General features: G+C 53.1%; 20 protein-coding genes and 2 pseudogenes. 17 read left to right on the top strand and 5 right to left on the bottom strand.

Features of this window, described 5'->3' with window-relative positions; genetic code table 11:
* Window positions 1-154 precede the first annotated feature (154 nt).
* The gene (gene nrfA / locus K0H63_RS03625; protein ID WP_220066766.1) at window positions 155-1,558 is read left to right on the top strand and encodes an ammonia-forming nitrite reductase cytochrome c552 subunit; all 1,404 of its coding nucleotides are present in this window, start codon (window positions 155-157) and stop codon (window positions 1,556-1,558) included.
* Between the two features lie 79 nt (window positions 1,559-1,637).
* On the opposite strand, the gene K0H63_RS03630 is transcribed toward nrfA, so the two are convergent.
* Window positions 1,638-2,177, bottom strand: a complete 540-nt coding sequence (locus K0H63_RS03630) for a hydrolase (RefSeq protein ID WP_220066767.1) — start codon at window positions 2,175-2,177, stop codon at window positions 1,638-1,640.
* 239 nt (window positions 2,178-2,416) lie between these two features.
* On the opposite strand from K0H63_RS03630, the gene K0H63_RS03635 reads away from it, so the two are divergent.
* From K0H63_RS03635 to K0H63_RS20245, 6 genes and pseudogenes are all read left to right on the top strand, one after another.
* Window positions 2,417-2,755 (top strand): P-II family nitrogen regulator, encoded by a 339-nt coding sequence (locus K0H63_RS03635; protein WP_011758768.1) that lies wholly within the window; start codon window positions 2,417-2,419, stop codon window positions 2,753-2,755.
* Window positions 2,756-2,766: 11 nt separating this feature from the next.
* Window positions 2,767-4,017, top strand: a complete 1,251-nt coding sequence (locus K0H63_RS03640; RefSeq protein WP_220066768.1) for an ammonium transporter — start codon at window positions 2,767-2,769, stop codon at window positions 4,015-4,017.
* A 174-nt stretch (window positions 4,018-4,191) separates the two neighbouring features.
* A complete protein-coding gene (locus tag K0H63_RS03645) occupies window positions 4,192-4,542 on the top strand; it encodes a hypothetical protein (protein ID WP_220066769.1) in 351 nt (116 codons plus the stop codon).
* Window positions 4,543-4,622: 80 nt separating this feature from the next.
* On the top strand, window positions 4,623-5,783 hold the full coding sequence (locus K0H63_RS03650; RefSeq protein WP_220066770.1) for a tetratricopeptide repeat protein: 1,161 nt from the start codon (window positions 4,623-4,625) through the stop codon (window positions 5,781-5,783).
* 362 nt (window positions 5,784-6,145) lie between these two features.
* A pseudogene (locus tag K0H63_RS20240) lies at window positions 6,146-6,778 on the top strand (PAS domain-containing protein); the annotation flags it as partial.
* Between the two features lie 147 nt (window positions 6,779-6,925).
* Window positions 6,926-7,366, top strand: a pseudogene (locus K0H63_RS20245) (methyl-accepting chemotaxis protein); the annotation flags it as partial.
* A gap of 89 nt (window positions 7,367-7,455) precedes the next feature.
* On the opposite strand, the gene K0H63_RS03660 reads toward K0H63_RS20245, so the two are convergent.
* Window positions 7,456-8,712 (bottom strand): DUF4785 domain-containing protein, encoded by a 1,257-nt coding sequence (locus tag K0H63_RS03660; RefSeq protein WP_220066772.1) that lies wholly within the window; start codon window positions 8,710-8,712, stop codon window positions 7,456-7,458.
* Between the two features lie 10 nt (window positions 8,713-8,722).
* Window positions 8,723-9,580: a lipase family protein gene (locus K0H63_RS03665; protein ID WP_220066773.1), complete on the bottom strand. Its 858-nt coding sequence runs from the start codon at window positions 9,578-9,580 to the stop codon at window positions 8,723-8,725.
* Window positions 9,581-10,113: 533 nt separating this feature from the next.
* Here K0H63_RS03665 and aroG point away from each other — a divergent pair.
* On the top strand, window positions 10,114-11,172 hold the full coding sequence (gene aroG, locus K0H63_RS03670) for a 3-deoxy-7-phosphoheptulonate synthase AroG (RefSeq protein WP_220066774.1): 1,059 nt from the start codon (window positions 10,114-10,116) through the stop codon (window positions 11,170-11,172).
* A gap of 35 nt (window positions 11,173-11,207) precedes the next feature.
* Here the strand turns inward: aroG and K0H63_RS03675 are convergent, their stop codons facing one another.
* On the bottom strand, window positions 11,208-11,384 hold the full coding sequence (locus K0H63_RS03675; protein WP_011758776.1) for a hypothetical protein: 177 nt from the start codon (window positions 11,382-11,384) through the stop codon (window positions 11,208-11,210).
* 386 nt (window positions 11,385-11,770) lie between these two features.
* Here K0H63_RS03675 and K0H63_RS03680 point away from each other — a divergent pair, with 386 nt between their 5' ends.
* From K0H63_RS03680 to K0H63_RS03700, 5 genes are all read left to right on the top strand, one after another.
* Window positions 11,771-13,555: an ABCB family ABC transporter ATP-binding protein/permease gene (locus K0H63_RS03680; RefSeq protein WP_220066775.1), complete on the top strand. Its 1,785-nt coding sequence runs from the start codon at window positions 11,771-11,773 to the stop codon at window positions 13,553-13,555.
* A gap of 68 nt (window positions 13,556-13,623) precedes the next feature.
* Window positions 13,624-13,890, top strand: a complete 267-nt coding sequence (locus K0H63_RS03685; RefSeq protein WP_220066776.1) for a hypothetical protein — start codon at window positions 13,624-13,626, stop codon at window positions 13,888-13,890.
* 428 nt (window positions 13,891-14,318) lie between these two features.
* Window positions 14,319-14,927, top strand: a complete 609-nt coding sequence (locus tag K0H63_RS03690) for a DUF5610 domain-containing protein (RefSeq protein ID WP_220066777.1) — start codon at window positions 14,319-14,321, stop codon at window positions 14,925-14,927.
* A gap of 79 nt (window positions 14,928-15,006) precedes the next feature.
* Window positions 15,007-15,753, top strand: coding sequence for a ferredoxin--NADP reductase (locus K0H63_RS03695; protein WP_220066778.1), 747 nt, complete (start codon window positions 15,007-15,009; stop codon window positions 15,751-15,753).
* A 16-nt stretch (window positions 15,754-15,769) separates the two neighbouring features.
* Window positions 15,770-16,372, top strand: a complete 603-nt coding sequence (locus tag K0H63_RS03700) for a glutathione S-transferase (RefSeq protein WP_220066779.1) — start codon at window positions 15,770-15,772, stop codon at window positions 16,370-16,372.
* Here K0H63_RS03700 and K0H63_RS03705 read toward each other — a convergent pair.
* Window positions 16,369-16,872, bottom strand: a complete 504-nt coding sequence (locus K0H63_RS03705; RefSeq protein ID WP_220066780.1) for a hypothetical protein — start codon at window positions 16,870-16,872, stop codon at window positions 16,369-16,371. The two genes, K0H63_RS03700 and K0H63_RS03705, sit on opposite strands and share 4 nt — an antisense overlap.
* 237 nt (window positions 16,873-17,109) lie before the next feature.
* On the opposite strand from K0H63_RS03705, the gene K0H63_RS03710 reads away from it, so the two are divergent.
* Genes K0H63_RS03710 through ggt form a run of 4 tightly spaced genes read left to right on the top strand, consistent with a single transcriptional unit; the run spans window position 17,110 to window position 22,592 of the window.
* On the top strand, window positions 17,110-18,117 hold the full coding sequence (locus tag K0H63_RS03710; protein WP_220066781.1) for a Fe(3+) ABC transporter substrate-binding protein: 1,008 nt from the start codon (window positions 17,110-17,112) through the stop codon (window positions 18,115-18,117).
* Between the two features lie 59 nt (window positions 18,118-18,176).
* The gene (locus K0H63_RS03715; RefSeq protein WP_220066782.1) at window positions 18,177-19,805 is read left to right on the top strand and encodes an ABC transporter permease; all 1,629 of its coding nucleotides are present in this window, start codon (window positions 18,177-18,179) and stop codon (window positions 19,803-19,805) included.
* Window position 19,806: 1 nt separating this feature from the next.
* Window positions 19,807-20,832: an ABC transporter ATP-binding protein gene (locus tag K0H63_RS03720; protein WP_220066783.1), complete on the top strand. Its 1,026-nt coding sequence runs from the start codon at window positions 19,807-19,809 to the stop codon at window positions 20,830-20,832.
* A gap of 53 nt (window positions 20,833-20,885) precedes the next feature.
* Entirely contained in the window at window positions 20,886-22,592 is a 1,707-nt protein-coding gene (gene ggt, locus K0H63_RS03725) for a gamma-glutamyltransferase (RefSeq protein ID WP_220066784.1), read from the top strand.
* Window positions 22,593-22,607 lie beyond the last annotated feature (15 nt).

The following is a 22,607-nucleotide window of genomic DNA, read 5'->3' on the forward strand; positions in this document are numbered from 1 at the left end:
AGTGTGAACAATGACACATCCAGAGTTTGATCTTGTGCAAACTTTGGCTCCGATACCACTTAATAGGTATGTAAAAGGAGGGTTAACAGGACTACTTTTGACCCTGGAGATGTCGTGGGTATTTCAGAAACACAAAAACTAACACGGAGATGAGATGGTGAGAAAGCTAACCGGAAAATCCTTTGCGCTGAGCGCATTGGTCGCCGCCAGCTTTGTAGCTGCCGGTGCGATGGCCAGTGATAAAACCGAGCCACGCAATGATGTATACAAAGACAAATTCAGCAAACAATATAACAGTTGGCATGCGACTGCCGAAAGCGAAGCCATCACAGATGCGCTGGAGCAGGATCCTGCACTGGTGATTTTGTGGGCCGGCTACGGTTTTGCCAAAGACTACAACGCCCCCCGTGGTCACATGTATGCACTGACCGACGTGCGCAACACCCTGCGTACCGGTGCTCCTACCTCAGCCGAAGATGGCCCAATGCCAATGGCTTGCTGGAGCTGTAAGAGCCCTGACGTGCCCCGTCTGATTGAAGAGCAGGGCGAATCAGGCTATTTCACCGGCAAGTGGGCCAAAGGTGGCGCCGAAGTGGCCAACACCATTGGTTGCGGTGACTGTCACGAAAAAGGCACCCCAAAACTGCGCCTGTCACGTCCATTTGCTTCCCGCGCCATGGAAGCCATTGGCACCCCATTCGACAAGGCTTCCAAGCAGGATAAAGAATCCATGGTGTGCGCCCAGTGCCACGTGGAGTACTACTTCGAAAAGTCTGACGATCGCAAAGGTTTCGTGAAGTTCCCATGGGACGGCGGTACCACAGTGGAAAACATGGAAGTCTATTATGACGCCATCCAGTTTGCCGACTGGACCCACGCTGTGTCCAAGACCCCAATGCTGAAAGCGCAGCACCCAGGTTATGAAACCTGGAAACTGGGTACTCACGGTCAAAACAATGTGTCCTGTGTTGACTGTCACATGCCGAAAGTCACCAACGAACAGGGTAAGAAGTTTACCGACCACAAAGTGGGCAACCCATTCGACCGTTTCGAAGAAACCTGTGGTACCTGCCACAGCCAGGACAAAGAACACATGCTGACCGTCTACAAGGACAACAAGTCCAAAGTGATGGAGCTGAAGTCCAAGGCTGAAACTCAGCTGGTTGCTGCTCACTTCGAAGCCGGTGCTGCCTGGAAAGCCGGTGCCACCGAAGAAGAAATGAAGCCTATCCTGACCAACATCCGTCACGCTCAGTGGCGCTGGGACTACGCCATTGCTTCTCACGGCGTGTCTGCACACGCTCCAGCTGAAGCACTGCGTGTTCTGGGTACTGCAGTGGACAAGGCTGCCAATGCCCGCGTTCAACTGGCACAGTTGCTGGCCACCAAAGGCGTGAAGCAGCCAATCGAGCTGCCGGACATCTCTACCAAGGCCAAAGCTCAGGCTGCTCTGGGCATGGACATGGACAAGATGAACGCCGATAAGGCCAAGTTCAAGCAAGAAATGCTGCCCAAGTGGGAAGCAGAAGCCAAGGCCCGCGAAGCCACTTACAAGTAAGCAGCAAACCCCAAGCCTGCATACTCAAAGCCCCCGCATTGCGGGGGCTTTTTTTTGGCAGAAGTGAATCTTGCAGCGATTATTTGATGAGTTTCAGCAATGCCCTGAAACTGTCACCAACCGCATGATGTTGCAGTTCAAACAGCAGCGACTCCACGTTGGTGAGTTTGGCGCCGGCCTCACCCATCATTTGCAGCCCCAATGCTTTATTCTCGGCGGTGCGGGACCCCATGGCATCGGCCACCAAATGCACATCAAAGCCGTTGTCCAGCATGTCACGGCAGCTTTGATACACACAAATATGGGTTTCTATGCCACACAGCAGCACCTGCTTGCGCCCGGTGTTGTTAAGTGCTTGCTGAAACTCATCACAAGCCCAGCCACTGAAATGTTCCTTGGGGATTGGGCTGAAGCCTTCGAGCACAAGTCGGAGCTCTTCAGAAGTGGGCCCCAGCTTTTCCGGTAATTGCTCTAACCAGAGAATGGGAATATCAAAAATTCTTGCCCCGCTTATCAGGGTGATCAGCTGCTGGTGCATGGCTTCTGAGTTGTGCATCAGTCGGGCCAGTTTGCCCTGAACATCCACGACTACAAGCACAGTTTCACTTGGCTTAAGCATGTCTCGCCTCCTTGGTTTTACCCAGTTAACCCCTTTTTGATGCCGCTGCCAATACGCCGAAAGTCAAATGCACCACATTGGTGCGCGGCCTGCATAAGTGCACTTTTTTTGTGCGAATTTATGCGCTCAATTTGTGCGTGAAATGTAATAAATATATTAAAAACATTGTGTTGAAACTTTGGCGCGATGCTTGAAATGTCTTTGTCAGGCAAGACATACAACAATCAGTGGAGGCCGGAATGAAACTGGTGAGTGCAATCATCAAACCCTTCAAACTCGACGATGTGCGTGAAGCCATCGCCGGCATGGGTATCGAAGGTATGACAGTAACCGAGGTCAAAGGTTTTGGCCGTCAGAAGGGGCACACCGAGCTGTATCGCGGTGCCGAATATCAGGTGGATTTTCTGCCCAAGATAAAGCTGGATATCGCGACCAAGGCTGAAAATGTCGAGCTGCTGTTGGAGGCCATCGTAAAAGCGGCCCATACCGGCAAAATCGGTGACGGTAAAATCTTTGTCACCGATTTAGAGCAAGCGGTCCGGATTCGGACCGGTGAAACTGACGACGAAGCACTGTAAGGGGAAGCGAGATGGAAGAAATCAGCAAACTGGGCCTGACAGTGGCCGAACTCAGATTCGCACTGGATACCTTTTACTTTTTGATCTCCGGGGCCTTGGTGATGTGGATGGCGGCAGGCTTCGCCATGTTGGAAGCGGGTCTGGTGCGCTCCAAAAACACCACTGAGATCCTCACCAAAAACGTGTGCCTCTATTCAATTGCCTGTATCACCTACCTGATCGTTGGCTACAACATCATGTATGTGGACAACCCTGAAGCGGGTTGGTTGCCAAGCTTCGGTACCCTGATTGGTACCCAGGCCGCCGATGCCGACCACTCACTGGAATCAGACTTCTTCTTCCAGGTGGTGTTTGTGGCAACCTCCATGTCGATTGTGTCCGGCGCTGTGGCTGAACGCATGAAACTCTGGGCCTTCCTGGCATTTTCCGTGGTGATGACGGCGGTAATCTATCCGGTCGAAGGCTTCTGGACCTGGGGTGGCGGCTTTGTCAGCGCGGCCGGTTTCGTGGACTTTGCCGGTAGCGGTATTGTGCACATGGCCGGTGCTGCCGCGGCACTGTCCGGCGTGATTTTGCTGGGCGCCCGTAAAGGTAAATATGGTCCATCGGGTCAGGTTAACCCTATCCCTGGCTCCAACCTGCCAATGGCGACTCTTGGTATGTTTATCCTGTGGATGGGCTGGTTCGGCTTTAACGGTGGCTCACAGTTGATGGTGTCCGATGCCGCCAACGCCGCCTCTGTCGGTAAGATCTTTGTCAATACCAACTCGGCTGCGGCTTTCGGTGCCATTTCTGCCCTTATCGTCTGCAAAATGATTTGGGGCAAGGCCGATTTAACTATGATATTGAACGGTGCGCTGGCGGGTCTCGTGGCCATTACCGCAGATCCCCTGTCACCTTCCCTGGAGTTCGCCGCCGCCATTGGTTTGCTGGCTGGTGCCCTGGTGGTGTTCTCTATCGTGGGCTTTGATCGCATCAAGATTGATGACCCCGTGGGTGCCATCTCCGTGCACGGCGTGGCCGGGGTGCTGGGTTTGCTGTTGGTACCTGCATCCAATGGCGATGCGACCTTGGGCGGACAGCTGTTTGGTATCTGTGCCATCTTTGCCTGGACCTTCGGCGCCTCCTTCCTGGTGTGGTTTGCCCTCAAGGTGACCATGGGGATCCGTGTCAGCGAGGAAGAAGAATACAATGGTATGGATGCTTCAGACTGCGGTATCGACGCCTACCCCGAGTTTGTGACAGTAAAAACGGCCAGTTAATCTTCAAAACTCAGACAAACAGCAGGCTCAGGCCTGCTGTTTTTGTTTCGCTTGTATTTGGCAAAGCAGGGGAGGGATACTGACTTGAGCCTGGATATCAGGCCGGGGACGCCATGCTGAGGTTGAGGGGAGACTTAGGTCGCAAGGAGGCCGGGGCTGAAGGGAGAGTTGGAAATGCGGATAAAAAAGTTACTCGTGCTGACAGTGCTGCTGAGTTTGGGTGCTACCGCCGGGCAGGTGGTGGTGCGAAAGAGTGATGAAGCCTTCGATGCCTTTGCCGTTCGTGACCAACTGGCCCGGGAGCATCAGTGGCAGGAGGCCATACGGGCTCAGCAGCAACTGGATATACTGCAGTCTCTGCCACTGGGATGTATGTTGGTGCCATCCCCCTATCGGTATTTCAGCTGCAATGGTCTCTTCTACCGACCCTATTTATGGCAGGGACGAGAGCTCTACATTTCCGTTCCCAATCCTGAGGCTGAAGGACAACCTGCCAACCAGTCAAACGAGGGAACAGAGCGTTAAACTTTTGTTACTTATTGAGTGGGCTTTTCGTGCCAAATTGACGTAGTCTCAAGTGAGGTCAATCGATTTTGGAGGCGCCGATGTCTGCAAGAATACTCTGTTGCCTGTTACTTCCTTTGCTGGTGTCCTGTGCCTCCACTTCCGAGCGTGAGCATCAAACCAGTATCACGACCTTATTTCACGATGAAATTTTCTCGCCAGTCAGTGGCTTGCCCTCTCCCGAAGCGGTATTTTCCTTACCGCCTAGCGTAGCGCAGGACTTAAGGCGCGCCTTCGAACGTCAGCGCAACATCCCTGGCGGCGACAATCAACCGGCCCACACATGGCTCTCTTCCCAGCTTGCTGCGGCCGATGGCGGTTTCAGCTATCAGGACAACAATACCCGTATCGCAGCCGATACCTATTATGACAGGGCGGGAAATTGCATGTCGTTGGTGGTATTGGCGGCAGCCATGGCCGATGCACTGGGTGTCGCCGTGGACTTTCAGGATGTGTTGGTACAGCCGGTGTGGGACAGACAGGGGGATTTTTATCTGGTCAACGGCCATGTGAATCTGCGACTGTTGCCGCCCTCGGAAGCGAATGTGGTGCATTTGCGGGGGCCGATCCTTGTAGACTTTCTCCCCGAGCGGGCCGTACGCGGCTATGACAGGGTACGTATCAACCGCAGCATGCTGCTGGCGATGTTTTACAATAACCTGGCCGCCGAGGCGCTGATCAATAGAGAGCATGACAAAGCCTACGGCTTAATTCGCATGTCCCTTGAGCAGAGTAATACCTTTGTTCCGGCCCTCAATACCCTTGCCATTTTGTATCGCTATCATCAACGGGAAGATCTTGCCGAGGAGGTGTATCGGCAGGCGCTGAAGCAAGAGCCGGAAAATATGACAACGCTCTATAATCTGGCGCTTATCCTCTCATCCCAGGATAGGTTGGACGAGTGGGCGGAAGTGCACAAGGTGCTGGAGCTGGCCAGGATCCGCAACCCCTATTACTACTACGATATGGCCGAGCAGGCATTGTCTGAGCATGAGTATCAACAGGCCGTAAACTGGTTTTTGCAGGCCGTGGAAAAGGCCGACTACCGCCACGAGTTTTACTTTGGACTGTCCCAGGCCTATTGGGCGTCGGGTAATCCCAAGAAAGCCAAACAAAGCATGGAAAAAGCCCTGGCGCTCAGTGGCGATGATGGAGATAAACGGCGTTATCAGGCCAAGTTGAACGCCATGGCAAGCCATTAAGCCCGTTACTTGGGCTACGCCCGTACATCTTAAGCGGCCCGGGATTCCTCTCGGGCTCTTGTCTTGCTTAATTAATTGATTTTTATGCAAGTTCCAGAGGCTTGGTAGGTGTGTCTACCACTCTGTCGTGATTCGCCCGACGTACATATTTCCCGCTATCTGAACCAATCAGCCCCTTATGACGTACACTTCCTTTTAGAGCCTGACGAGTCCTTTATGGCGTCATCGCAGGTCCATCGCAGATATGGGTTGTTGCGGAGAAACAGATGTTTAATAAAAAACTAAAGCAATCATTGGCCTCTTATCGGTCTGAAATTCAAAGGTATCAGGCGCGGGCCGCCGCCGTCAGCGCGTCAACGGCGATGATAGAATTTTTGCCGGACGGCACCATAGTCACCGCCAATGAAAACTTTTTGTCCCTTGTGGGATACCGCCTCGAAGATATCCAGGGAAAGCATCACCGTATTTTTTGTACTCCAGAGTATGCCAACAGCCATGAATACAAAGCATTTTGGCGAAGCTTGGCGGTGGGGGAACACGCCAGCGGTCGCTTTTTACGGGTTGGTCGGGATGGCAAAAATCTGTGGCTTGGCGCCTCTTACAACCCCATTCGCAATGAAGAAGGCAAAGTGGTCAGCGTCTTGAAGCTGGCAGCGGATGTCACGGATGTCGTGGAAATCGAAAACGAACAGCAAAGCATGATAAATGCCATCGATCGTTCCATGGCGGTGATTGAATTTACTACCGACGGTGAAGTGATCCGGGCCAATGAAAACTTTTTGGCCGTAACCGGATATCGCCTGGATGAAATCAAGGGAAAACACCACCGGCTTTTTTGTGCGCCTGAGTATGCGGCTTCTGAGGAATACAAACACTTCTGGTCGCGATTGAATCAGGGGGAGTTTTTTACCGGCCGTTTTCAGCGTCAGGATAAGTTGGGACGGACCATTTGGCTCAGCGCCACCTATAACCCTGTGTATAACGCCCGTGGTGAGCTGTACAAAATCGTCAAGTTTGCCAACGATATTACCGAGCGGGTGAACCAACAGCAGGCTGAATCGGCCGCAGCTGTACTGGCGTATGATATCGCCCTCAATACCGATGCCAATGCGCGCAGCGGTGCCCAGGTGGTTCAGTCCACTGTAGAGGTGGTAAGAGGCATTGCCGAAGAAATCAATCTTGCAGCCAGGGGTATTGAGGATGTGAGCAATCAGTCGGAGAAGATAGGCAATATAGTGCAAACCATTCGCAGTATTGCCGATCAGACCAACCTGCTTGCCCTGAACGCTGCCATTGAGGCTGCACGTGCCGGGGAACAGGGACGAGGGTTTGCTGTCGTGGCCGATGAGGTTCGCAGCCTGGCGGCACGAACCGCCAATGCCACAGTCGAAATCGTTGATGTTGTTCGCCAAAATCAGGTGTTATCCCAGGCAGCAGTGGCCAACATGGAGCAGAGTAAACACAAGGTAGAGCAGGGCGTTGCGCTCGCGGTGGAGGCTGGCGAAGCCATAGAGCAAATCCGGGATGGTGCACAACAGGTCGTGGCTGCGGTGCAGGAATTTAAACTACAGCTGGATAAATAAGTCAGGCAGCTGACCGGGGAAATCACCGCCAATATGGCATCAAGCATACAAACAAAAGGCTCCCGCGGGAGCCTTTTTTACTGCTTGCGTTATAACCGTAGGGCCTTGTCCTGAAACGACAATGTTGCCATCTGTCCCTGATCTTTAAGCTCAAGTTCCCGTATCTGGAATGGGGCTTTCAACCCGGAGCGCTCAATCAGTTCCCGGGATAGCGGGAGAGTCAGGCTGTTGCTTGCCTCGAACCAGCGTGCCGCCGCACTGCTGTGAATGGCGACTTCTTTCCCGCTGCTGTCCGTCCCAGTGAGGACAGCCGAAAGCGCATATCTGCCGGCATCGGCCAGTTCCAGGTTAAAGGTGACTGCCACCGGCGTCTCGCCTTGCCATTGCACTTGCGCGTCGGGTAACACCCGGCCGCTGGGGGCAAAGTGTTTGAACGCCGTTTTAATGGTGCGCTTAACTGCAATCCCATCGACACGGCTCTGAACATCTATCAGCAACTCGCTGAGCGCTGCGGCAGACCCAGGCTCAAAACCATCGGGCATGGCGGCGCTGAATGCGCCATTTTCCAGCGTCAGTGGCAGTGGCAATTCCTGGGTTCCTTGTCTGAGCCGGGCCTTGGCTGTGCTTAACTGCCCCAGTCCATCCAACGTCAGTGAACCTGCTAGGGATTGCCCCAGGCTCAGACCCATGGGCGCTCTGAGATGTAACACCAGTGGGCTGCCTTTTTCCTTCACATTCACCAGATACTGACTGCGGGGATCAACGGCACTTCTAACCTTGAGACGGTATTCACCGGCAGGGGCGGCGCTGGATAACAGGAGCGCACTCGAGTCATCATTCATGCCCGCCGACGCCAATGCTTCGGCATTGGCCATGGAACGCACCAGATTTGGCACCTGTGCACCTTTGGGGGCTGAAAGCTCCAGTGAGGCAGGTTCAATAGCCGGGGCATGGAACAAGGCGCCAGAACTCATGTCGGCTCTTGGGGCCAGGCGTATGACGGCGCCGCCCTGGCTGATAGTCAGGGGAATGCCTTGATTCAGTGCCTCACCCGAGACCGGGAACCAGTATTCATTACTGGCCACCAATTGGCTGCTTTGCCATTGGCGGGGCTGATATTCCCCCGACATGGGGGAGACAAATTGGATGTCTTCCCGGCGGGAGTTCAGTCCCTGAGTGACAGGCGCCTGAACCTGGCTAAAGCCCAAGTCGCCGGTGGACAGAGGTGACAGCTGAACCACCTGCACACCCAGGGCATCGGCGTTGTCTTGGCTGTTTTCTCCCTGACAGGCGCTGAGCATCAGTGACATCAATACCGCAGCGGCCAGTTTGTTGTGAGTCATCATGGTCGCGCTCCTATATGCGATTGCGGATAAAGACGTCGAGGCCAAAACAGGCGCGGCGACTTTGCTGATGGCTTAATGGCTCGCTGCCCCAGGTTTTTTGCTTGTCCTTGAACCAGACGGTACCCGCGGCACTCTGTGAGCTGCATTCCAGGAAACCGTCCGAGCAATCGTCCAGCCAGTTTTGGGTGGTCTCAAGGGCGACCTGATATTGATAACCACCGCAATAGCTGTCGCTGTCCCAAATGGCAGAGTCCACATCGGAGCCCACTACCACCTCAAAGGGTTTGCCAAGGGCAGGGCGCCCAGCGGTACCCTTGAGCCAGTTGGCATTGTAGTAGGACATCCAACTGACCTGTTGCTGTTTCACGGCATCGCTGCCGTAACCCAGCAGCCAGCCGAGTGTGGTTTCGAACACATTGCCCTCAGTCACGGCGTCGGCCAGCGGAGTGCCTGCACTGGACGGGGCCAGTGCTATGACCCGCGACGTGGCATTGATTACCTTGGGATAGCGCGCGTCCCAGGTGGGATTGGAGAGTATCCAGCGCACCACATTGCCACCATTGGAGTGGGTGAGCAGTACCAGATCGTCGATGTTTTTACTGTCGATAAAGCTGCCTAGCTGGCTGGCGAGGCAACCGGCGGCGGCCTCATCCCACATATACTGGTCAAAATCGCAGTTGATGACGGTGTAATTGGCGCTGTTGGGGAGACCCTGGCGGACGGAATTGACGAATTCACCGGTCCAGTAGTCGTTAAGTGCATCGGTTTGATGACCTGTGCCATGAATAAAAGCTATTCCTGACGCGGCCAAACTCAGGGGGCTGACTGCAAACAGACCCAGAAGCATTAGCGTGTTGGCTGTCTTCATTTGTCTGATCTCTATGCTTGTAATTATATGGTTTTGTTGAAACAGGTAGGACGTCCGACCTGCGTAATTAACCTATCGCTAACATTTTCAGGCTGGCAAGTCTTTTAAACGGTACGACTGTACTGTTTAGGGTGATGGCTCGATACGCTGGTTTGGTGCTTTTGCTCTATCTGGTTATCTTATTGATAAGAATCATTATTTATTCTTATTGCGATTCGATGGCGTTTTAAACTGAATGAAAAAGCACCAAAAATTGTTGCGGTACGCAATGCTGTATCAAGGGGGATGTCTTAAGATGAGAAATTATCGTGCTCAGGGGCATGACAGCCAGGTGAGCCGGATAGCCCAGTGCCATTTATTTCAGATAATTATGAATTTTATTGATGTAAAAGCTAAGTAATTCAATGTAATAAATTTGAAATTGTGAAAAAAGTATATCTTGATTGCCACCGCTTCGTTTAGTCGCTAAATTGACAGGGTCATAACAGATAGAGAGACACCTGATTTAACCCTTTCCGGAGCTTGCAAAGCCTATGTATTACCAAAATGATGACGTTCGAATTAATGAAGTAAAAGAATTGCTGCCACCTATCGCCATTCTCGAGCGATTTCCTGCAACAGAGAACGCATCTGCCACGGTTTTTAATGCCCGGAGCAATATTCATAACTTGCTGGCAAAAAAAGACGATCGCCTGCTGGTCGTGATTGGTCCCTGTTCAATTCACGATCCCGAAGCGGCGCTGGAATACGGTCAGCGTTTGCTGGCGCTGCGAGAACAATATAGCGATCAGCTGGAAGTGGTAATGCGGGTGTATTTTGAAAAGCCCAGAACTACAGTTGGTTGGAAAGGCCTGATAAACGATCCCTACATGGACAACAGCTTTAAGCTGAATGATGGTCTGCGCACGGCCCGCAAGCTGTTGTTGGATCTGAATCATATGGGCATGCCTACCGCTGGTGAATTTCTCGATATGATTACGCCCCAGTATGTTGCTGACCTCATGTGTTGGGGGGCTATCGGTGCCCGCACCACTGAGTCTCAGGTGCATAGGGAGCTGGCATCCGGTCTCTCTTGCCCGGTAGGGTTCAAGAACGGCACCGATGGCACTATCAAAATTGCCATCGATGCCATAGGCGCGGCGGCGGCTCCCCATCACTTTTTGTCGGTGACCAAGTTTGGACACTCGGCCATTGTGTCCACCAAAGGTAATCCGGACTGCCACATTATTCTTCGCGGTGGCCGCGAGCCCAATTACAGCCGCGAGCATGTCGCCAAGATCCAGACCGAGCTGCAAAATGCAGGGTTGCCGGACAATGTGATGATTGATTTCAGCCATGCCAACAGCAGCAAACAATTCACCCGCCAGATGGTTGTTGCCGATGATGTTGCCAGTCAGCTTGCCGATGGTAACAAAGGGGTTTTCGGTGTGATGGTTGAGAGCCATCTGAGTGAAGGTCGTCAGGATCATATCCCTGGCGTACCACTGGAATATGGCAAAAGTGTCACAGATGCCTGCCTCGGCTGGGATGACAGCGCCAAACTGCTGGCTACCCTGAATCAAGCCGTACTGGCCAGGCGCGAGCGCAGCTGATATCAAAAAGGCGCCTGAGGCGCCTTTTCTTTTACTTACTTTTTCAGGTTTTGCGCCAAGTACTCATTAGCCTTGGCCAGGCTGCCAAATGAATTAATCAGATTTCGACGTCCCTTTTCCTGAAGCTCCGGATTGCCTGATTCCATCATCATCCATACCCAGGTTTGGATCAAAGTGAGCGGTGGGTATTGAACTTGTGCAGAATCTAACATAAATCGCCCTTAAGTTATTGTATTTTACAGAAATTAATTCTGAACTCTCATGTCGGACCAAAAAAATATGCCAGGTCGGACACTAAGGTGGTCACAGATTAGCAAATTCTTTTTTCTTGTATAACCTCGTAGACGCTCGCAGGCGAAAAAAATCGGCTTCAGTAGTAGTAAAGTGTAATTCAAATGACATCTTGGTAAATCAAAAGTATGAGTTTTGTATTGCTTTAATGGAATGAAGTACTATGAATTTGCCTGCGTCGATGCCGACAAAGGGGACGCTTATCAGCACACGGCTCAACAATTCTGGTGAGTTTGCCAACAACAAGACGTTCAAACCCGTTTCAGGGTGATAGAATCCCTCTCAAACTCCCTTGCGTCTTATATCTATGCGCCCAACAGCCTATTTTGAAGGCCCCATCGAAAAGCTGAACTGGAAAGTACTTGGCCTGCTTTGGCCCTATTTACTCGAGTTTAAAGGACGTATTTTGCTTGCACTGCTGTGCTTGTTGATTGCCAAGCTGGCGAGTGTAGGTATGCCTTTTTTGTTGAAAGGGCTGGTGGATGGTCTGGATGCAGGCAGGAGTGAAGCCTTGGTTGCCGTGCCATTGGGGTTGGTGCTGGCGTACGGTGGCACCCGCTTGCTGATGTCCATTACCGGGGAAATCCGCGACACCCTGTTTGGGCGTGTCACAGAGCGGGCCATCCGCCGATTGGGGCTGGCGGTGTTTGATCACTTACATCGCCTGGATCTGGACTTTCACCTTGAACGTCGCACCGGCGGTCTTTCCAGAGATATAGAAAGGGGCACCAGTGGCGTGAGTTTTTTGATGCGCTTTATGGTGTTCAACATAGTGCCGACCTTACTGGAAATTGCCTTGGTGGTGGGTATCTTTTTCGTTAAATACGGCTGGCAATTCGCCGGTATCACCCTGGTTTCCGTCATCCTTTATATCGGCTTCAGTGTGGTTGCCACCGAGTGGCGTACCGAATATGTGCGCCAGGCGGCCAAGGCAGATTCCGTTTCCAATACCCGCGCCATCGATAGTCTGCTGAACTATGAAACCGTGAAGTACTTTAACAACGAGCGCTTTGAGTCGGACCACTATGACAAGGCGTTGGAAGCCTGGGAAACGGCCAAACGAAATAACCGTCTGTCGTTATTTGCCCTGAACGGCGGCCAGGCAGTCATAATTGCCGTTGCAATGACCGCCATGATGGCACTTGCCGCCAAGCATGTGACCGAAAGCCAGATGACACTGGGCGATTTTGTGCTCATCAATGCCTTTATGATGCAGCTCTTTATGCCGTTGAACTTTTTGGGCTTTGTCTACAGGGAAATCCGTGGCGCACTGGCGAACATCGAGCGGATGTTTGGCCTCTTGGACAAAACGCCGCGCATTGAAGATAAGACCGATGCCGTGAATTTTGCCTGCCAGCGGGGAGAAATCCGTTTTGAGCAGGTTAACTTCAGCTACGACGAGCGCACTATTTTGTCGGATGTCAGTTTTACTGTGGCACCCGGGGAAAAGGTGGCCGTGGTGGGTGACAGCGGCGCCGGCAAGTCAACGCTGATTAAGCTGCTGTTTCGCTTCTATGACGTCGATTCCGGGCGTATTTGCATCGATGACATGGATCTTCGCGACATGACCCAGGACAGCCTGAGAAGAGCCATAGCCATAGTGCCCCAGGATACTGTGCTCTTTAATGACTCGCTGCTGGAAAACATCCGCTATGGCCGCCCGGATGCCAGTGATGAAGAGGTTCTGGCCGTAATTCGTCATGCACATCTGGCAGATTTTGTGGCGGCATTGCCATCGGGTTGGGACACCAAGGTGGGTGAGCGCGGCCTTAAACTCTCTGGTGGAGAAAAACAGCGGGTTGCCATCGCCAGAGCCATGCTCAAGGGGTCGCCCATCCTGGTGTTTGATGAAGCGACCTCTTCACTGGACAGCCGTGCCGAGAAGGCGATATTGGATGCCCTGAAAGAAGTGGCCACCGGACACACCAGTCTGGTGGTCGCCCACCGACTCTCAACCATAGTGGATGCCGACCGCATTTTGGTGCTGAGTAAGGGACGCATTGCCGAGCAGGGAACCCATAAACAATTGCTCGCGATGGACGGTCTTTACGCCAGGCTCTGGCATATTCAGCATGAGCAAAAGATGAAGTGAAGTTCAGGTGTGATTCAGCAAAGCGCTCGCATAATCCTAAAAAGGATAAAAATTGTCACGGAGTCGCTATGAAAAACATCGCTTTGCTGGTCAATTTGGAAGGCATGAGTGAAAAAGTCACCACAGATTGGAATGCCGTTTCTACAACCTTGAAAAAACGGCAGGTGACTCAGGAAACGTTGGTGGATATATACGCACAGCTCTGCGCTGGTCTTAAGGTGTCTACCCGAGGATTGACGCTGGCAAAACTAAACACAGACATGGTGTTGGACAATGTGATCCGCAGCGCCCAAGCCGGTAGCCATCCTTCGGCAGGTTTTTACAGCCAAGGCTAATCATTTAGAGGAAGGGGGCTTACGCCATCCCTCACACAGCAGCGGCAAATGTTTTTCCCCGTCGGCAGGCATTAATCGAATGATGCGCCCATCCCTGAAACAGAGTTGTTCTCCTTCAATCTCGGTTAGTCTGTCGCAGTTCTGACAACTGGTACTGCGAGGTTTTACCTCGGGCATATTTGGCTTATTCACTATCCGGATCCTGAGCTTTAAATGGTTGATCCAGCCCCCACTTTACTCCCTAAGTGTTAACTGAATCAATCTTTGGCCGGCCATTATACTCAAGGCTGGTGAAGTTTAAATTAAAACTTAAGTCGAGTATGTTCCCTATTGCTTTCTTGCAACAAGAGGACGACTTTTTATTAAAGTTGTACAAAAATTATCCGATACAGAGGTTGAGCAGACTTGTGTCAGTATCGAGGTAATCCATGGAAATTCGCCCGCCCCAACCCAATCACGGTGCCACAGTGTCTCAAGTGGCAAAAGACAAGAGCCCCGAAGCGGGCAAAAACCATGGTGAGACTGTTGCTGTGGTTGCCAGCCAAAAGACAGCTGCACATTCCAGCCGTGCCTTGATGAACGCAGCGATACTTTCGGCACAGCAAGAGGTGAGCCTGAGTGCTGCCGATGAGCCCATGGTATTGCTGTATCGTGCCGCGATCGAAGCCATCAATGAGCAGCTTGCCCCGACTATGGGCGAGCAGGCCATTGAGCGGCTGGCAGAGGAAGGCGTTGATACTTCTCCAGAAGCCACGGCCGGCAGAATAGTTGATTTTGCCACCCAATTCTTCAGCGTTTATCAATCTCAAAATAGCAGCCAGCCATTGGTTCAGCAGTTGGAGGGGTTTATGGCTGTGATTGGCGGTGCGATTGATGAGGGCTTCAAAGAAGCCAGAGACATACTCAGTGGTCTTAAGGTACTGGAAGGGGATATCGCAGCGGGCGTTGATAAGACCTACGACCTGGTGCAGCAAGGGCTCAAGGATTTTGCCGACAAGATGAATCCACAAGATAAAGAACAGAGCACAGCAGGATAAACGCCTTCGTTAAAAAGGGTTTTTATTTTTTCCTCCCTTGCTTATGCTGGAGCTGCAGCCACAGAGTAGGGGAGGCGACATGTGGGTCGAAGGCCGGGTGTTGCAAAGAAAGGATTGGACCGACAAGCTGTTCAGTCTCAGGATTGATGCCAAAATAGCGCCCTTTATTGCGGGACAGTTTATTAAACTCAGTTTACCCAGTGAGGATAAGCGCATAGCTCGGGCTTATTCTCTGGTTAACCCTCCCGGAACCGATTATATCGAGGTGCTGGCCGTTGCCGTTGAAGAGGGCGAGCTCTCTCCGAGATTGCAGGATTTGAGCCCCGGTGATGTGCTTCAAGTTTCTGCCAGCGCGACCGGCTTTTTAACCTTGGGCGAATTACCCGACGCCCCCGCAGCCGGGCGTCAGCTCTGGATGCTCGCCACTGGTACCGCCGTTGGCCCCTTTATTTCCATGCTTGGCACCGAAGAGCCCTGGCAAAGGTTTGAACACCTGGTGCTTGTATATGGGGTTCGCCGGGCTGAGGATCTGGCTTATCTTGACGAGTTGCAAGCCCTGGCAGCAAGCAGGCCCAGCTTACAACTCATCTTATCCGTTACCCGGGAATCCGTACCCGGTGCAATGCAACAAAGGATACCCGATGCGCTGGCTTCTGGCGCGCTCGAAGCCGCCAGCGGCCTTACTTTGTCTGCCGCGCATTCTCAGGTCATGATTTGTGGTAATCCCGAGATGGTTGCAAGCACCCAGGCAATGTTGCTCGAACGTGGTCTGTGTAAAAACCTTCGCAGGGCACCCGGGCAAATCACAGTGGAAAAATACTGGTAACACACAAGGAACTCCCATGAAGCTTTTATGCTCTGCACCTTCGCCTTATTCCCGTATGGTCCGAATCGTGGTGCGCTACCTGGAATTGGATGTCGAAGAGCTGAACACCAATCCATTGGAAAATGGTGATACCTTGCTGAGTGCCAATCCTCTCGGGCAAATTCCCTGCTTGTTTTTGAACGATGGGGCCGCCCTCTACGACAGTGAAGTGATCTGCCGCTACCTTGATGCAACCTATGCCAAGAGTCAGTTGTTTGGAGAGCCGGGTTTGGATTGGCATGCCCAGTGTCAGTTTTCACTGCTGAAAGGGCTTATCGACAGTGCAGTAAAGCTGAGGCAGGAGCAGATGCGTGAAGAAGAGGGCGTGCGTTCAGCGTTTTGGACCTCGCGTTTTGAACAGGCGCTCTTGAGGGGCATTCGTGAGCTTGAGCGTCAGGGTGCCGGTTCGTCTGACCGCATTAACGCCCACAGTATGGCGTTGGTGTGCTTATTGGATTATATGGATTACCGACATCCGGCACTGGAGTGGCGTAATCTTGCACCGGCGCTGACACTGTGGTTTGACGAAGTGCGTGAGTTGCCAATATTCCGTGAAACGCGCCCGGATATTGCCTGCTAAACATCTGTAATGCGCCGGCCCTTGGGGAGTTGGCGCTTATTTTTTTCACCGAAATGCCCATACAATTCTTCTGTTAGCCCATACCTCGCCCGTCTGTCTGAGTGGGGGATCCGGCGGTCTTCAAAGTGCTGATAATGGCAATGGCAGGTTTCGGCATCACAGCCTTTCAGTGGAATGGCGGGGGCATCACCGGAGAGAAATCGTTGCCCATCCATGGCCTGTCTGGCACTGCAGTCATTTAAACCGGCAACCACAGTGACGCAGTGAAATGGATGTAGGCCCTGTGGCTTTGCCCCATTGATCCTGGCCTGGTGCTCTACCTCTTCCAGGGACTCGTACACACTCTGATCTTTAGGAATCTCCAGCTCATGGGGCACTACAGCGTGCTTTTTGTGTCTGCACTCCCTGTGACGTTGATGCCAGTGATCCGATTGATACTTACTGTAAACGAACCAGCCTACTGACACAGCCAGAGCCAGCAACAGCAAAAACAAGTCCATTGTGCTAGCCCCCTGCCGGTTAACAATTAAGTTTCAGTTTAGTTTAGTTTGAGATAATTCGCGGTTTGCTTTCGGTGCAATTGCGTAACACATTGAGTAATATCGATAAATTTCATTGACTCAGCTAACATTTTGGCGAGTTTAAGTTGTCAGTTAAGACCCCTTGGATTACCCTGTCTGTAGTGATAATAATTATCATTAGTTTGTTTTGACTTAACCAAGTTCTGGGAGTTCGAGATGAAATTGTCCAAAGGGGTATTGTTCGCAGGCCTGGCCTGCTTGACCGGCTCTGCCATGGCGGCTGATACGTTGACTGTCTATTCCTATCGTCAGGCATTTTTGATCGAGCCCATACTGGCAGAATTCACGAAAGAAACCGGCATTCAAACCCAGCTGGTATTTGCCAAAGATGGCATAGCAGAACGTCTGCAGCGTGAAGGCCGTCTGTCTCCGGCGGATTTGGTATTGACCTCCGAGTTCTCTAAGCTGATGGAGCTGGTTGATAAAGATCTGGTGGACAAGGTGCAAAGTCCGGTTCTCGAGAGCAACATTCCAGCGCAGTTGCGCTCAGCCGATGGTGATTGGTATGCCCTGACGGTGCGCACCCGCAGCCTGTACTCTTCAAAAGAAAGGCTGGGTAAGTTGGATATCGACTATGAAGATCTGGCCGATCCCAAATACAAAGGTAAAATCTGCACCCGCAGCGGTAAGCATCCTTACAATATTTCGCTGGTGGCATCCATGATTGCCAACAAGGGCGAGGCCGAAACCAAAGTGTGGCTCGAAGGCCTGAAAGCCAATCTGGCGCGCAAACCTCAGGGGAACGACAGGGCACAGGTCAAGGCCGTAAAGGAAGGCCTGTGTGATATCGCCATCGGCAACAGCTATTACTTCGGTGCCATGATGCAGGACCCTGAGCAAAAGAGCTGGGCTGAAGCCGTATACATCAACTTCCCCAACCAAGCTAACCGTGGCACCCACATCAATGTGTCCGGCATGGCCATGCCAAAATATGCTCCCAACAAGGAACAGGCCGTTAAGCTGATGGAGTTTTTGGCATCTGACAAAGCGCAACATGCCTATGCCGAAGTCAACATGGAATACCCGGTGAAAGTTGATGTGAAACCCTCAGAGATGGTGGCCTCCTGGGGCGAGTTCAAGGCCGACACACTGGCCATTGAAAAGCTTGCCGAATATCACGGTGCTGCCGTGAAATTGCTCGATGAAGTGAAATTCGACCTCTGACGATAGCATTCGCCTAATTCGTGCGGCGCCAACGGAGGGCGCCGCCTCTGGAATACACTATGGTAGTTGGATTACCCAAGCGCTGGTCGTTTTTGGGTTTTTTTATTGCATTTCTGTTTTTAACACCGCTGCTGGCGCTGTTGGCTACCGCCGCCTTTCCCGATGGCGAGGTGTTTGCGCACCTGGCCGATACTGTGCTGCCCACTTATATCCTCAATACCCTGCTGCTGATGTTGGGGGTTGGCTTGCTGTCGGCACTGCTGGCGATTCCTGCAGCCTGGCTGGTGGCCCGCTGCGAAGTGCCGGGCAGACGCTTCTTTCAATGGGCTTTGCTGCTGCCACTGGCGATGCCAGCCTATGTGGTGGCCTACGTATACACCGACCTGCTTGATTATCCGGGGCCGATTCAGCGGACCTTGCGGGCGCTGCTTGGGATTGATAGCGGCGCCGACTATTGGTTTCCCGATATTCGCAGCCTCGGCGGTGCCACGCTTATCCTGGCCTTGGTGCTATTCCCATACATCTTTTTGCTGGCCCGCACCGCCTTTATGGAGCAGTCTCTGAGTTTGCTGCAGGCATCCCGTTTGATGGGCGCCAGCGAGCGTGAAAGTTTCTGGCGTTTGGCGCTGCCCATGGCAAGGCCCGCCATCGCCGCCGGCGTGGCGCTGGTTGCTATGGAAACCGCCGCCGACTTCGCTACCGTGAGTTATTTTGCCGTGCCCACCCTGACCACTGCGGTGTACGACACCTGGCTTGGCTATGGCAGTCTGGCCTCGGCTTCCAAGCTGTCGATGATTATTCTGGTGGCGGTGTTCTTACTTATCTGGCTGGAGCGATTTGCCCGGCGCCGACAGCAGCTGTTTCAGCGTCAGGCGCTTACCGGACAAATCCCCCGCCTGCATCTGGGCCGCTGGCGTTGGCTGGGCTTGGGCTATTGCAGTTTGTTGCTGTTTCTATCTTTCCTGTTGCCCCTCGGCATCCTGCTGGGTTATGCGGTGCGCTACTTTGACCTGAGCTGGCAGGGCGATTTCTGGCGTTACAGTTGGAACAGCTTTTCACTGTCGGCCATCGCAGCCGTGCTTTGTGTTGTGTTTGCGCTGGCGCTGCTGTTTATTGCCCGAATAAGCCCAAGAGCGCAGGACGCCATGCCCGCAAGGCTTGCTTCAACCGGTTATGCCTTGCCGGGTACAGTGCTTGCCATCGGCGTGCTTGGCCCCCTGACCTGGCTCGATTTCGGCCTTAACGATTTTTGTGCCTGGCTGGGTATTGATGGCCCCGGGCTGCTGTTTACCGGCAGCACCATCGCCCTGATATTTGCCTTTTGTGTGCGTTTTATTGCCATTGCCATCGGTGGCATTGAAAACAGCTGGCGCAGGCTGTCGCCGTCGCTCGATATGGCGGCACTCTCCATGGGCCGGGGGCCGATTGCCCTGTTCTTCAAGGTGCATTTACCGCTGCTTCGTACCGGCATTTTAGCTTCGTTGCTGCTGGTGTTCATTGAAGCCATGAAAGAGCTACCGGCAGCGCTGCTGTTAAGGCCCATTGGATTTGAAAACCTTGCGACCAAGGTGTTTGAGTATGTGTCGGATGAGCGGCTGGAGCAGGGGGCTCTGGGCGCCATTGTGATTGTATTGGTGGGACTGATTCCTTTGGTGTTTTTAAACCGTTCCATCGAGAAGGAGAGCTGATATGTCGACTCTGAGCATTCAGGGACTTCACAGTGATTATCGCGGCGAGCAGGTGTTGCGCGGACTCGACCTCACCCTGACACAGGGCGAAATCACCGCACTGCTTGGCCCCAGTGGCTGTGGTAAAACCACCTTACTCAGGACCATAGCCGGGCTTCAGGATATCTCGGCCGGCAGCATTGTCATCAACGGCAACACTGTCAGTGCAGATGGCTGCTTCGTCGCACCGGAAAAGCGCAGCATAGGGATGATATTTCAGGACTACGCGCTCTTTCCTCATCTCACAGTCGCCGACAATATCCTCTTTGGTGTCCGTCAGTTGGATAAACAAAGCCGTAGCGTCAGGCTCGAGGAAATGCTGAGTCTGGTCAAACTGGAGGGGCTTGGAAAACGTTACCCACATGAGCTATCAGGTGGGCAGCAGCAACGGGTGTCCATTGCAAGAGCCCTGGCCTACGAGCCGGACCTGCTGTTGCTGGATGAGCCTTTTTCCAATATCGATGCCCAGGTACGCCGGGCGCTGATGTTGGAAATCAGGGCCATTTTGAAGGCGCGTAACGTGTCGGCGGTGTTTGTGACCCACAGTAAGGATGAGGCCTTTGCCTTTGCCGATACTCTGGCACTGTTTGAAGCGGGCCGTATAGTGCAGCACGGCATTCCGGAAACCTTGTACCAAAGCCCCAACACCCCCTATGTGGCCGACTTCCTCGGTGCCAGCAATTATCTGGATGTGAAGCTCGAAGCCGGGCAACTCATCAGCACTCTGGGAGCTTTCCCATTGCCGCAAGACTTTAAGGCGGCATCTGAAACCGGTCGCTGGCTACTGCGTCCCGAACAGCTGGTGATTGAAGCCAGAGCCGATGGGGCAGGGGAGATACTTGAGCGCCGCTTTCTTGGCAATGGATGTCATTATCTGGTGCGTCTTGGCGAGCAGGTACTGGATATCCACAGCCACCTTGGCCATCTCGCCTGTGGCAGCCGTGTCAGTTTGTCTGCGGCGGCGGATACACCGGTAATCTTTGCTTAAACAGGTGATTATTGAGGTAAACCTGTGTAGTTTGTGTTCTGGGAGGACTCACCATGAACAGGTTTACAATCACTATTTTAGCCCTGGCCGTTATCGGACTGGGCAGCAGCGAAGGAGTGTTGGCCATGGACAGGATCACAGGTAAGGCGTTTGCCAGTCGTTCGGAGGTGTACGCCACCCAGGGAATGGCGGCGACCAGCCAGCCTTTGGCCACCCAAGTTGCGCTGGATATATTGAAAGCCGGTGGCAGTGCGGTGGATGCCGCTATTGCCGCCAATGCCATGCTGGGGCTGGTTGAACCTACAGGCTCGGGTGTGGGTGGTGACCTCTTTGCCATTGTCTGGAGCGCCAGAGACAAACGCCTATACGGCTTGAACGCCTCGGGTCGCAGCCCAAAATCGCTCACGCTGGATATGCTTAAGGCACAGGGGCTTGAATTTTTACCGCCCTTTGGCCCATTGCCTGTTTCTGTACCCGGTGCCGTGGATGGCTGGTTTGAGCTGCATGAACGCTTTGGCAAATTGCCAATGTCGCAAATTTTGTCGCCATCCATCGACTACGCGCGAAAGGGTTTCCCGGTTTCTGAACTTATCGCTTTTTACCTGGAAGGCAGTGCCCGACGCCTCGCCAAATATCCGGGGTTCAGTGAAACCTATATGCCCAATGGCAAAATGCCGGCCAGGGGCGACATCATGAAAAATCCCGCCCTCGCCAATACCTACGAGAAAATAGCCAAGGGTGGCCGGGACGCCTTCTATAAGGGCGACATTGCCCGCAGCATAGACAAATACATGAAAGCCAATAGCGGCTACCTCGGCTACGAGGATCTGGCCTCGCACACCAGCGAGTGGATAGAGCCCGTCTCGGTAAATTACCGCGGCTTTGATGTGTGGGAACTGCCACCGAATGGTCAGGGCATAGCCGCGCTGCAAATTTTAAAAACCCTGGAGCCGTTTGATTTAAGAGCCATGGGGCATGACAGCGTTGAATACGTGCACCATTTTGTGGAGGCCAAAAAGCTCGCCTTTGCTGACAGGGCCCGTTTTTACGCCGATATGGCCTTTGCCGATGTGCCCGTAAGTGAGCTTATTTCGGAGCGCTACAACCAGGAGCGTGCCAAGCAGATAGGTCCCAGGGCCGCCAAGTCGGTGGAGCCGGGTAACCCCAATCTGCAACAGGGTGATACCGTGTATCTCACCACCGCGGACAGCGAAGGCAACATGGTGTCCCTCATTCAAAGTAATTTCCGCGGTATGGGCTCTGGCATGACACCCCCGGATCTCGGCTTTGTGCTGCAGGACAGGGGGCAGTTGTTTGATTTAACCCCGGGGCGCCCCAATTCTTACGCCCCCGGCAAGCGGCCCTTCCACACCATCATTCCGGCGTTTGTAACCAAAGAGGGTAAACCCTGGCTCAGTTTTGGGGTGATGGGCGGCGCCACCCAGCCGCAGATGCATGCGCAAATTATCATTAATCTCATCGACTTCGACATGAATTTACAGGAAGCGGGCGATGCGCCACGTATTCTGCATTCGGGCTCCAGCGAGCCCACCGGCGAGGTGATGAGCGATGGCGGTTATGTGAGCCTGGAGTCGGGTTTTTCCATGGAGACCCGTCGGGAACTGGTGAAAAAAGGCCATGTGATCCGGGATGCCCTGGGGGAATTTGGCGGCTATCAGGCTATCGGTATCAATGTGGAAACCGGTGTCTATCGCGGTGCTTCCGAGAGCCGTAAAGATGGTCAGGCCGCAGGCTATTAGGGTGAATAACAACCA

The sequence above is a fragment of the Shewanella zhangzhouensis genome (assembly GCF_019457615.1).
Lineage (GTDB): Bacteria > Pseudomonadota > Gammaproteobacteria > Enterobacterales > Shewanellaceae > Shewanella > Shewanella zhangzhouensis.

Coding starts and splice junctions, on each gene's coding strand:
- K0H63_RS03645 (WP_220066769.1), top strand. CDS start 4,192: ATGCGGATAAAAAAGTTACTCGTGCTGACAGTGCTGCTGAGTTTGGGT.
- K0H63_RS03685 (WP_220066776.1), top strand. CDS start 13,624: ATGAAAAACATCGCTTTGCTGGTCAATTTGGAAGGCATGAGTGAAAAA.
- K0H63_RS03680 (WP_220066775.1), top strand. CDS start 11,771: ATGCGCCCAACAGCCTATTTTGAAGGCCCCATCGAAAAGCTGAACTGG.
- K0H63_RS03705 (WP_220066780.1), bottom strand. CDS start 16,872: ATGGACTTGTTTTTGCTGTTGCTGGCTCTGGCTGTGTCAGTAGGCTGG.
- K0H63_RS03690 (WP_220066777.1), top strand. CDS start 14,319: ATGGAAATTCGCCCGCCCCAACCCAATCACGGTGCCACAGTGTCTCAA.
- K0H63_RS03715 (WP_220066782.1), top strand. CDS start 18,177: ATGGTAGTTGGATTACCCAAGCGCTGGTCGTTTTTGGGTTTTTTTATT.
- ggt (WP_220066784.1), top strand. CDS start 20,886: ATGAACAGGTTTACAATCACTATTTTAGCCCTGGCCGTTATCGGACTG.
- K0H63_RS03650 (WP_220066770.1), top strand. CDS start 4,623: ATGTCTGCAAGAATACTCTGTTGCCTGTTACTTCCTTTGCTGGTGTCC.
- K0H63_RS03660 (WP_220066772.1), bottom strand. CDS start 8,712: ATGATGACTCACAACAAACTGGCCGCTGCGGTATTGATGTCACTGATG.
- K0H63_RS03635 (WP_011758768.1), top strand. CDS start 2,417: ATGAAACTGGTGAGTGCAATCATCAAACCCTTCAAACTCGACGATGTG.
- K0H63_RS03700 (WP_220066779.1), top strand. CDS start 15,770: ATGAAGCTTTTATGCTCTGCACCTTCGCCTTATTCCCGTATGGTCCGA.
- K0H63_RS03695 (WP_220066778.1), top strand. CDS start 15,007: ATGTGGGTCGAAGGCCGGGTGTTGCAAAGAAAGGATTGGACCGACAAG.
- aroG (WP_220066774.1), top strand. CDS start 10,114: ATGTATTACCAAAATGATGACGTTCGAATTAATGAAGTAAAAGAATTG.
- nrfA (WP_220066766.1), top strand. CDS start 155: ATGGTGAGAAAGCTAACCGGAAAATCCTTTGCGCTGAGCGCATTGGTC.
- K0H63_RS03665 (WP_220066773.1), bottom strand. CDS start 9,580: ATGAAGACAGCCAACACGCTAATGCTTCTGGGTCTGTTTGCAGTCAGC.
- K0H63_RS03630 (WP_220066767.1), bottom strand. CDS start 2,177: ATGCTTAAGCCAAGTGAAACTGTGCTTGTAGTCGTGGATGTTCAGGGC.
- K0H63_RS03640 (WP_220066768.1), top strand. CDS start 2,767: ATGGAAGAAATCAGCAAACTGGGCCTGACAGTGGCCGAACTCAGATTC.
- K0H63_RS03710 (WP_220066781.1), top strand. CDS start 17,110: ATGAAATTGTCCAAAGGGGTATTGTTCGCAGGCCTGGCCTGCTTGACC.
- K0H63_RS03720 (WP_220066783.1), top strand. CDS start 19,807: ATGTCGACTCTGAGCATTCAGGGACTTCACAGTGATTATCGCGGCGAG.
- K0H63_RS03675 (WP_011758776.1), bottom strand. CDS start 11,384: ATGTTAGATTCTGCACAAGTTCAATACCCACCGCTCACTTTGATCCAA.